12 protein-coding genes are annotated in these 10613 nt (G+C 35.6%); 7 read left to right on the top strand and 5 right to left on the bottom strand.

The features are described 5' to 3' along the window. A partial coding sequence (locus tag OZD67_RS00650; RefSeq protein ID WP_274999611.1) for an IS110 family RNA-guided transposase occupies positions 1-1321 on the bottom strand: 1321 nt, incomplete at its 3' end. Positions 1322-1440: 119 nt separating this feature from the next. Here OZD67_RS00650 and OZD67_RS00645 point away from each other — a divergent pair. From OZD67_RS00645 to OZD67_RS00615, 7 genes are all read left to right on the top strand, one after another. Then, on the top strand, positions 1441-1692 hold the full coding sequence (locus OZD67_RS00645) for a hypothetical protein (protein ID WP_274999623.1): 252 nt from the start codon (positions 1441-1443) through the stop codon (positions 1690-1692). Then, complete coding sequence (locus tag OZD67_RS00640) at positions 1625-1990, top strand: hypothetical protein (RefSeq protein ID WP_182183000.1); 366 nt, start codon at positions 1625-1627, stop codon at positions 1988-1990. Before OZD67_RS00645 ends, OZD67_RS00640 begins: the two co-directional genes overlap by 68 nt. A 44-nt stretch (positions 1991-2034) precedes the next feature. Next, positions 2035-2703, top strand: a complete 669-nt coding sequence (gene pyrF / locus OZD67_RS00635) for an orotidine-5'-phosphate decarboxylase (protein WP_182182998.1) — start codon at positions 2035-2037, stop codon at positions 2701-2703. 308 nt (positions 2704-3011) lie between these two features. Next, the gene (locus OZD67_RS00630) at positions 3012-4211 is read left to right on the top strand and encodes a phage major capsid protein (RefSeq protein ID WP_182182996.1); all 1200 of its coding nucleotides are present in this window, start codon (positions 3012-3014) and stop codon (positions 4209-4211) included. Positions 4212-4440: 229 nt separating this feature from the next. Further along, a complete protein-coding gene (locus OZD67_RS00625) occupies positions 4441-4668 on the top strand; it encodes a hypothetical protein (protein ID WP_182184214.1) in 228 nt (75 codons plus the stop codon). A gap of 299 nt (positions 4669-4967) precedes the next feature. Continuing rightward, positions 4968-5354 carry a hypothetical protein gene (locus tag OZD67_RS00620; RefSeq protein ID WP_259346612.1) on the top strand — a complete coding sequence of 129 codons (387 nt, stop codon included), beginning with the start codon at positions 4968-4970 and terminating at the stop codon, positions 5352-5354. A gap of 101 nt (positions 5355-5455) precedes the next feature. Continuing rightward, complete coding sequence (locus tag OZD67_RS00615) at positions 5456-6787, top strand: DNA recombination protein RmuC (protein WP_096617708.1); 1332 nt, start codon at positions 5456-5458, stop codon at positions 6785-6787. Positions 6788-6798: 11 nt separating this feature from the next. On the opposite strand, the gene OZD67_RS00610 is transcribed toward OZD67_RS00615, so the two are convergent. From OZD67_RS00610 to OZD67_RS00595, 4 genes are all read right to left on the bottom strand, one after another. Continuing rightward, on the bottom strand, positions 6799-7701 hold the full coding sequence (locus tag OZD67_RS00610; protein WP_182182994.1) for an Rpn family recombination-promoting nuclease/putative transposase: 903 nt from the start codon (positions 7699-7701) through the stop codon (positions 6799-6801). 125 nt (positions 7702-7826) lie between these two features. Next, positions 7827-8585, bottom strand: a complete 759-nt coding sequence (gene pstB, locus OZD67_RS00605; RefSeq protein WP_182182993.1) for a phosphate ABC transporter ATP-binding protein PstB — start codon at positions 8583-8585, stop codon at positions 7827-7829. Then, positions 8582-9367 (bottom strand): 4-hydroxy-tetrahydrodipicolinate reductase, encoded by a 786-nt coding sequence (dapB, locus tag OZD67_RS00600; protein WP_182182991.1) that lies wholly within the window; start codon positions 9365-9367, stop codon positions 8582-8584. Before dapB ends, pstB begins: the two co-directional genes overlap by 4 nt. A gap of 343 nt (positions 9368-9710) precedes the next feature. Beyond that, on the bottom strand, positions 9711-10613 hold a 903-nt coding region (locus OZD67_RS00595; RefSeq protein WP_274999621.1), incomplete at its 5' end, for an Rpn family recombination-promoting nuclease/putative transposase.

The following is a 10613-nucleotide window of genomic DNA, read 5'->3' as shown; positions in this document are numbered from 1 at the left end:
CTTGTTGCACTAAAGTATAGCCAAATTCTCGTGCCTTTTTGATCAAATTTTTTACAGCTCTCTCCTTATATCGTGTTTCATAGTATTCCATTCCTTTTTCTACATATTCTTGTCCGTATTTGAGCATACTATAAAATATGCATGCTATTTTTCTTGCAGTAGCTGTTATTGCTTTTGGTGCTCCTAATCGTTTTTTTAATCTCCTGTAGTATGCACCCAATGAACTTTTACTATTTCCTACAGAATTAGCAGCCATTCGAAATGCATTCGCAGCACGATTAATGACTTTACGCGTTCTTGTGCTAAACACTTTTTCTCCTGTAATTTTATTGGCAGGGCTGAGTCCTAACCACGATGAAAAGTGTTTTTCTGTTGACCATTTATTATGGTTTATACCAGTTTCTGAAATTATAGTCTGTATACTTAGTATATCAAGCCCTGGAACTTTAGTAAAATCCATACCAGTTATTCGGTGCAGTTCCTCGTGCAAAGCAAAGTCAGGCTTACTTTTTCTGTGCTTATTCTTTTCCTTACTCAACTGTTTACTTTCGTTAGATTTTGTTTCAAACGTTTTGTAATAGACCTCAATATTTCTATCACATTCTGCTATTTTTTCTTGATAAATATTATATAGTTCAAATTCTTGCTTTAGCGTGAATACATGTTCCTCTCTATAATCGCCAGCTAACGCTTTTGCTATAGTAGACTGATCATTTTTTATTCGTGCATCCCTGAATTGAGCCAATTTCCCAGAATCTCTTTCGCCTTTAATTATAGCCTTGATAATTTTCATACCAGTTACTCCTGTTATATCTCTTATAACTCTATGCAGTTGTATATTCATTTGAATTAATGCCTTCTGCATACGCAGAACATGTGTAGATGCACTTTCAGTGAGGTTCTTACGTTGTCGCACGTAACTACGCAATACACATATCTGGCTATCTGGCCTAAATGACCCTTGGAGTAATCCATAACTATGTAGTTGTTGTAACCACTGACAGTCCTGAACATCTGACTTTCTCCCAGGTACATTTTTTACATGTCGCGCATTTACCAACTTAACTTCAAAACCGTAAGATTCCAGTATTTGAAACAAAGGAATCCAATATACACCAGTTGATTCCATCGCTACGGTTGTAACTTTACACTTTTTTAACCACCTTGCTAAATTATGAAGGTCTTCAGTGAAGCAGCCAAATTTTTGAACACGTTGCTCATCTCTTCTCTCGGGTATACATACATAATGTACAGCCGAACCAACATCTATCCCTGCTGCATCAGGATTCATTACCTCTAATTTACTTTTTGTCATTGTAATTGACCTCCTATAACTTATAATGAAGAAGTATTTAAGCTTGGGACGGTTAGATTATACAATCTTCTAATCGAGGTAGTCGTAATAGACTCCATCAGTGGTTTAACCGTTCCTCCAAAACCATGCTCCCAAACGGGCACTCTAGCACCATTGAGCGTCCGGTTATAACTGCAAAAATACTTCTTAATAAATTATATTTAAAAATTGTTATAGCACTGGATAAAATAGTTTCTTTCAGGTTTAACAAGATTTTTCCTTGTTCGATGCTCTCAAATAGAACAACTTCAAAAAGGTTTGAAGGAAGTAGTGAGTCTTATACAACGGGCTATACAACATATAGCATGCGAGATAGAAAGACCAATAAAAAGAAGTAGAGATAATAATATAGAAGCAGTATTAAAAAAAGTGTCTGGTGAGATTCAAGTAATAAAATCTTTATTAGAAGAACTAAAAGAAACAGCCGTACAACACTTGCCAGAACTTGTAAAAGATTCTGAATATGCATCATTGCCAGACGAAACATCTGTTTCTTTATATGCAGGAGATCGTGAGTATGGATCCGAGGAAGATTCTGGATATAACAGTCGCTCATCCACTCCGACCAAACCTTCATCTCTATTAAAGGAAGTATGTAATGAATACAGTCAATCCAATCAGAGTGCAAGAACTTGACAATACAACAATTAGTCTTATTATAAAATAAATCATGCAAGATAATGAACCCAATAATATGCGCACTGGATACACAAGACTTAAATAAGGCTATTTCTCTAGCTAATATTCTGCGTGGTAAAGTTGGCATGGTAAAGCTGGGATTAGAATTTTTTGCTGCTCATGGTCTCTCTGGAGTGCAAGAAGTTGCAAAATGTAATGTACCAATTTTTTTAGATCTGAAATTGCATGACATTCCAAACACTGTAGCTAAAACCGTTGAAGTAATAAAAGTTCTGAGCATTGGAATGTTAACTCTGCACATCAGCGGTGGAACAAAAATGCTTGAAGAAGCGCTAAGTGTGGTGCAAGGCACAAAAATAAAGCTGATTGGAGTGACAGTGCTAACTAGTATGAGCAATGAGGATTTAAACGAGCTTGGAGTAGCAAGAGAGGTAAAATCACAGGTAATTTTGCTTGCAAAGCTTGCAAAAAAGATTGGACTCCATGGAATAGTCTGTTCTGCATTGGAAGCTCAAGAAGTGCGCCAAGAATGCGGTGAAGACTTTAAAATTATTACTCCAGGAATTCGTATAGATCCAGGTCATGACGACCAAAAAAGAACAGCAACACCAAGGGAAGCAATAAATTCAGGAGCCGATTATATCGTCATTGGCAGACCCATTACAAAAACTGCAAGTAGTGCAGAATTAATATTGAAATCCCTTATCTAATCGAAGCAGATAAAAAAAAGTGCTTGACACAAAAAAACGAACGTTATATAGTGTTATTATCTTTTGTTTTGCCTCGCTTAATTTGATTACTGGATTAAGCTTACAGTACTAAGCGTGGTACAAAGTGCCACGCTGTTTCTAGCTTCATATTCTCAACAAATAAGTTTTCTTCGGTTTTTTTTCATGCTGAAGTGTAGTTAACAACAGGGTTGTTGTCTTCAAATTACAACACAGTTGCCTGCAAAATTCAAAAGAAGTCTAATGCTAACTAATTTTCCATTCTAATTTCATTTTCAAAGGAGGCTATTATGTCACTTACCGATATCGCTCACCGTATTAATGAACTCGCTTCATCATGGGAGCAATTTAAATTAATAAATGATCGCAAATTAAAAGAAATTGAGAGCAAAGGGCGTGCTGATTCTGCAACGATTGAGCAGCTATGCAAGGTAAATAATGCCATTGATAGTTGCAAAGAGCGTTTAGACTTGATCGAAACTGCAGCTCAACGGCCAGAAGTAAATACAGATTTTAGCACAAGTGATAAATATTTTTCTGATTATATCCGCAAGGGAATGGAAAGCGGTTTATCACACAAAACCCTCAGTGGAGATGATAATGATATTGGAGGGTATCTAGTTACTCCGCATATTGTAAAACGCATAAACAAGCGCGTAACTGATTCGTCCCCAATGCGACAAATATGCTCCAATCAAAGAATCTCTACTGAAACATTGGATTACATTATAGAAGATTTTAACCGTGCCGGTGCAGGTTGGAGCAGTGAAACAGTAGATGATGAGGACGGTGGCAATAAATCTAAGTATGATTTTGCAAAAGATACGGACACACCCAAAATCCAAAAGATTTCTATCACGACTTACGAGTTATATGCTCAACCACAAATATCACAAAAGTTACTCGATGATGCGTTTGTTGATGTTGAGAGTTGGCTGGTGGAAAAGATTGCCGAGACTTTTAGTAAGGAAGAAAGCGAAGCCTTCATTAAAGGTGAGGGCACTTTTCAACCCAAAGGAATTTTAACTTATGAAAATGGAAACAGTTATAATAAAATAGAGCAAGTTAAAACTGAAAAATTAGATAGCGATTCAATAATGATGTTGTATTACTCTCTGGATGAATATTATTCCAAAGATGCGTCATTTTTGATGAACAGGAGTACGTTGAAGAACATTAGGCTGCTAAAATCTCAAGAGGGCCAATATCTCTGGCAACCAAGTTTGTCGCTTGAAGCTCCAGATACCTTAATGGGAATACCAGTATATCAATCTGCCGATATGCCACCGGTGCCAAACAATCAGCTACCGGTAATTGCGATGGCAGATTTCAAACAAGCTTATAAGATTGTAGATAACAGAGGAATGAGAATATTACGAGACCCTTATACGAATAAACCTTATGTGAGGTTCTTTGTCACTAAGCGTGTCGGCGGAGAGGTTGTAAACACCAGTGCTATTAAATTGTTGAAAGTTGCGAGCAAGTACTAAAAACTTCCACAGCATCATCTTTATAGCTGACCAAAGCAGCACGTCATACCGCCGCGGATAGATTCCGCTAACTAGTAGCGGAATGACGGTTTTTCAAATTGCCGTAAGTCAGTTTAGCTATAGAACCATTTTACTTCTTTTTATACCATATATTTTCTCTCCACAGTTGACAGGTTAGACTTTATATGTAATAACTGAGTTAATTTATTATTAATTATAGGGGTAAAATATGTGGGAAAAAATAAAAAAGTTTTTTAAGTGGATTGCTGATCACACAGGAATTTCATGGATTGCAAGAAAAATTTCATCAGGTTGGAAGTGGTTGTTTGGTGGTAAAGCAAATGCTACTCAACAAAATACATCACAGCAAGAGAAGTCTTCAGGCAATGAGAGACAGGAACCTGCTCAAGCACAATCAAAAAGTACTACAACACCAAAACTCAAAAAGAAGCATTAAATGAAAACTACCTTAAAGTTGAAGAAATACCAAACTCTGAGAAATCTAAGAGAGAATCTTCTACTATCAACGTTTTTGACGGAAAATTAGAACTATGTCTTGCAGATGATATTCAACAAAAGCTAGAAGATTATAAACACAAAAAAAATAATGGTAAATATCGTGCAGAAATACACTGCAATAAAAGTGATTTTAAAATCAATTTTAGTAAGAAGGAAAATGGGGATGGTTCCGTATCTCTATTTATTAGCGCGCTGCAAAAAATAGGTGATAACCGAGTATTTAATGATATAGATAAAATGAAAAGCTCCTTAAGCTTTAAGGAAGGGTCGACATTTGTTGTAATAGATTCTATACAAAAATATCAACCTTTGGCTAAAGGTGCTACTAAAGGGGTTGACAATTCTCAACCTGAAGCGTCTGCAAATGATAGCACATCAAACTCTGGTAGCTTGAGTTTCGTAAGGGTTGGATTGAGTGAACCTACAGAAAGTGAGGAAGATAATTTAGGATCACCAGAAACAAATAGCTGTGGAGATGATACTGATGAAACATTCTATGGTTTTGATGAAAATTTAGGTGAGCAATTAGGAGTTGGCGGTGTAGAAGGAACAAAGCCTGCAACATCGTTTACTGCGCCTAGCGTGCAAGCTGCTGGTAATGATAAGACAAATAATAAACTATAAACAAACTTCCAAAAAAAGAGCACTTCTTTAGGTGCTCTTTTTTCTTTTTTATATACAGAAAAATTAGATAGTATTAAGAGTACGGTTTTTTTTGTATTCTGATGCTTTTCAATTCTATAGCTCTGGTTGTCTCTCTATTACTATTTTTCTACATTATCGTAAAGAAACTGAGCGAAAAGAAAGCAAACCTTGAGGGTAATTTATGTAAATTAGAGCAAGAACTTCAAGAGACAAAACAAAGTTTGCTTACGAAGAATGAAGAAATAGTTGATTTAAGGGTCAAAAGAGCAGAACTTGAAGTAACTCTGCAAAAAGAACGTGAGGAAAAGAAAAAGGAAATAGAGTTACTAACAAAAGCAGAGGAGAGATTAACAAACACTTTTAAAGCGCTCTCTCTTGATGCTTTGCAGACAAATAACAATAATTTTCTGAACTTAGCAAAGGAAGTAATCGATAGTAAATTAAAAGAAACGGAAAGCGATTTTAAAAAAAGACAAGCAACGATTAACGAAGTTGTCACTCCAATAAAAGAAAAATTAGAAAAATTCGATAATGAAATACGTGAGCTAGAAAAAGAGAGGGTAGGGGCCTATGAAGGTTTAAAGGAACAAATTGGAGCGCTGATGAACCAAACTTCCAGCCTTGCTAATGCCTTGAGAAAGCCTCACATTAGAGGAAAATGGGGTGAAATGCAGTTAAAGAGAGTGGTAGAAATGGCGGGAATGATTGAATATTGCGATTTTTTTACTCAAGCCTCAGTGATTGATAAAAACGAGGATAATTTATTGCGTCCTGATTTAATAATTAAAATGCCATCTGGAAAGCAAATAATAATAGATGCTAAAGTGCCACTGGATTCCTACATGGATGCTATATCACAGAATGATTTGCAAATACAAAAGGAGAAATTAAAGAATCATTCCCTGGCAATAAAAAAACACATAAATGACTTAGGTAAAAAAGAGTATTGGAATCAATTTGAAAATACGCCAGAACTTGTGGTGCTTTTCTTAACAGGGGAGGGGGTTTTTAGTGCAGCGCTGGAATATGAGCCTGCTTTGATAGAGATTGGAGTGGAAAAAAAAGTGATCATTGCAACACCGATCACTCTAATTGCGTTGCTGAGAGCAATAGCGTATGGATGGAAGCAAGAGATGATAGCTGAAAATGCAAAGAAAATCAGTGAACTAGGTCATATTTTATATGAGCGCATTTGCACAATGGGTGAAAACTTTGATAATTTGCGCAGGAGCTTAAAAAGCGCTGTTGATCATTATAATAAAACTGCTGGTTCGCTTGAAGCAAGGGTGTTTCCTGCTGCCCGAGAATTTAATAAGCTTGGTATACATGCAAAAAATAAAAGTTTAAGTACTGCAAAGGAATTAGAATCTTTACCACGCAATTTACATACTGGGGAATTGAAAGTAGATTAGACTTCTTAACATTATATTTTGTCATTCAAATACTCTTTTAACACATTCCTTAATTCTTCAATCTCACTAATGGAAAGACCTGTACACTTAACGATAGTGTCAACATCAACATTATTAGCCAACATTGTTTTTGCAACTTCAATTTTTCCTTCAATTCTACCTTTCTCTCTACCGATTTGGATGCCTTCATTAAGTTTTTGTTTAAGGCAAGATAAATTATCATCCTCACGTTTCTTAGCTTGATCATACGTAAACCGCTCTTCTTCACTCCAATTGTATTGGTTCAATTCATTGTAAGCCCTACCAATAATTATATCACTTCCTACTATTTTTTTTAGATCCTCTTCGCTAGTCTGATTTGCATACCTAAAAAAATAACACCACTTTTCGACTATATTTTCCAATTGATCTTCCTTCTTCTTAAATTTAGGCAACTCTATAAAAGTGAAACTAAAGTCTTTTAGATCATGTTCAAAGGTTACCTTGTCAAGAGTGACATGATCGGATTTGTAGGCTGATTTATGAGGAAATAGAATAAAATCAGTGATAGCAATGAAGATAACTTCTTTAAGTTCATGATATTTGTCACCTACACCGGCTTGGCTTGAATAAGCTTTAGCAGCATAGTATTGGGCACGTTTTTCAAAGCCAGTCGTTCTAGCAACCTGCATCTCGCAAATAAATTGAACACCTGTAGAATCTCTACAGAGTACATCGACAATACTTTCCTTTTTAGCGGCAATTTCAGGGTTTTGAATGGGACTTAGAAATTTTACATCTTTTATTTCAGCCTCACCAGTGAGACCTAGAATATCATTGAGAAAATGAACAAGAATATCTTTGTTTTTCTCAGTACCAAAGATACGCCGGAACGCGAAGTCATTTTTTGGATCGAGAAATTTAGAAAAAGCCATAACAAAAATGCCTGAAAAACGTTAATAATTATACACTATTATTAATAATTATTCAATCATATTTTTAAGTATTACAATTTTTGAAGCTAATGGATTTAATCGCAAAGCCATAGGATGACAGAAATTTAATGATCCAGGATATACTCCTTTGTTAAGGGAGATTGAGCATCTTCGAATATTTCTTGAGTGCTTCCAGACTCAACAATTCTGCCATTATGAAAGAAAATTACACTATCAGATAACTTTTTAGCTTGCTTAATTGAATGAGTTACCATAATTATAGTAAACCTTAATTTCAGCTCTTGTATAAGATTTTCGATTGCATTGGTTGCCATTGGATCGAGAGCGGAGCACGGTTCATCCATTAATAAAATAGTTGGCTTCACTGCAATTGCGCGAGCGATGCATAGCCTCTGTTGTTGGCCACCGGATAAATCGAGTGCACTATCTTGCAATCTGTCTTTTAACTCTTCCCATAAGCCAACTTTAGTTAAACTATTTTCCACCATCTCATTCAATTTTTGCTTATCCTTCACCATACCATGCAGTTTTGGCCCATAAGCAACATTGTCATATATTGATTTTGGAAAAGGATTTGGTTTTTGAAATACCACGCCAACTTTTGCTCTGAGTAGCACAACATCCATATCGCGTGAATATATATCACCCAGCCCATCGATATCTAATTCACCAACAGTTTTGCATCCAGGTACATAGTCATTCATACGATTAAAACAACGCAAAAATGTTGATTTACCGCACCCGGATGGTCCGATAAAAGTAGTAACTTTTCTTTTATAAATATTCAAATTTATATCGAATAAAACTTGCTTAGAGCCATACCAGAGATTTAAATCTTTAACAGAGGCACGTGTATTGCTCATATCACATCCTGCATTGAATAGAGCCCCGGAATTTCTCTTTTATTTTCATATAGCCATACTGCTGCTTGAACAGCTCCTCTAGCAAATGTTGTGCGATCAATTGCTTTGTGGTTTAGTTCTATCCGTTCATCAGAATTAACAAACATCACGCTGTGATCTCCTATTACTCCACCTCCACGAGATACTGCAAAACCTATTCCCCCCTTTTTTCTTATGTTTGAACCACTATGTAAATATTGATTAGACTGAAAATCCACTTTTGAAGCGTTAGCAATTGTTTTGCCAAGTTCTATAGCTGTTCCAGATGGTGAATCCTTTTTTAAGTTATGATGCATTTCCCAAATCTCAACGTCATATTCATTACCTAAAAGCTCAGCAGCTTTTTTTACCAATTTCAGCAACACATTAACCCCAACACTCATATTTGCTGACCATAATATTGGAACTTCAGCAGCATACTCTTTTAAATCGACACCTTCTATTCCAGTTGTGCCACTAACCAGCGGTGTTTTAAATTTTACAGCTGCTTTAAGGCAGTCTAACATACATTCTTTAGTTGTAAAATCTATTACAACGTCAGATGACTCAAATATGCCACTAATAGAACTTGTAAACTTGATTCCTAGATTGGCTATAATTAGTCCAATATCTGAATCTATGTACTTACTGCCTGAACGGGCAACAGCACCTGCTATTTCCACTTTGGTATTTGTAATTAATTCATTGAGTATTTTCTTGCCCATTTTGCCTAAGCAGCCTATTACTCCAACTCTGATTTTCATAAAGCTTTTTGTGTTATATTAGGCCTTTTTTTAGGCTTTGTCACTTCTGATCTATATTCTATAGCTATGCCGCCGCGGCGCTAACTAGTAGCGGAATGACGGTTTTTCAAATTATCGTAAGTCAGTTTAGCTATATATGACCCATTTCTTTACTGTAACTTAACAAGAACTGGTCTGTAGCTAATAGTTATTGACAATAAGGGTAATTAACTTTGATAAGAATCTTTTCTGTGTTCAATTGAAGTCTGTATGTTCTGGAATATCTATATAGTAAATTATGCGGTAATCGTAGACTACACTGCCCACTTAAATTATGCCACAAAAGTTTTCCAAGTGTAACCGTTCACAGATTTCCACTTAATTCTTCAATCTCACTAATAGAAAGGCCAGTAAACTTGACAATAGTGTTGACATCAGCATTATTAGCCAGCATCGCTTTTGCAACTTCAATTTTCCCTTCAATTTTCCCTTCAATTTTTCCTTTCTCTATACCTTTTTGTATACCTTTCTCTTCAGCAAGATCAAGTCTGTATTCAAGAATGGCTTCTTCTTTGCGTAGATCCATTATTCTTTCTTCGTAAGCTACTAAATCTTTTTCGTCCCAACGAAACTTGTCTAATTCATCATATGCTAGCTTTATTATTGGCGCTTTTTCTGCTATCTCTTTTAAGTCCTCTTCTGTTGTTTCTTCTGCGTATTTAAAAAAGAAACACCACCTTTCTACTATACTTTCTAACTGCTCTACTTTACTTTTTGAAAATTTTGGTAATTCTATAAAGATAAATTGAAAATCTTTTAAGTAATGGCCGTTAGTTTTTATATCACGTATATTATGAGTAGAGATATAATCAACTTCTTCAGGAAGTAAGTTACAATTTGATATAGCAATAAAGAAGACTTTCTTTAAATCAATGTAGTTGCCAGATTTATCTAATTGTCTTGAGTAGGCTTTAGCGGCATATAATTGAGCGCGTTTTTCGAAGCCCTTGTCTCTAGCGAGCTGCATTTCTGCTATATATCTATTTCCGTGAGAATCCTTGCAGAGAACATCAACAATACTTTGTTTATCAGAGGCAACTTCGGGATCCATAATAGTGCTAAGAAACTCAACTTCTTGTATTGCATTTATCTCAGTAAACCCTAAAATATCGTTCAAAAAGTGGATCAGGATATTCTTATTTTTTTCCGTTCCAAAGATTTTTTTGAAACACAAATCATTGCGAGGATCGAGAAATTTTGAAAGAGC

The sequence above is a fragment of the Wolbachia endosymbiont of Drosophila nikananu genome, assembly GCF_028981865.1.
Lineage (GTDB): Bacteria > Pseudomonadota > Alphaproteobacteria > Rickettsiales > Anaplasmataceae > Wolbachia > Wolbachia pipientis_B.
The sequence above is the reverse complement of the archived record's forward strand: the minus strand, read 5'-3'. Positions and strand labels throughout refer to the sequence as shown.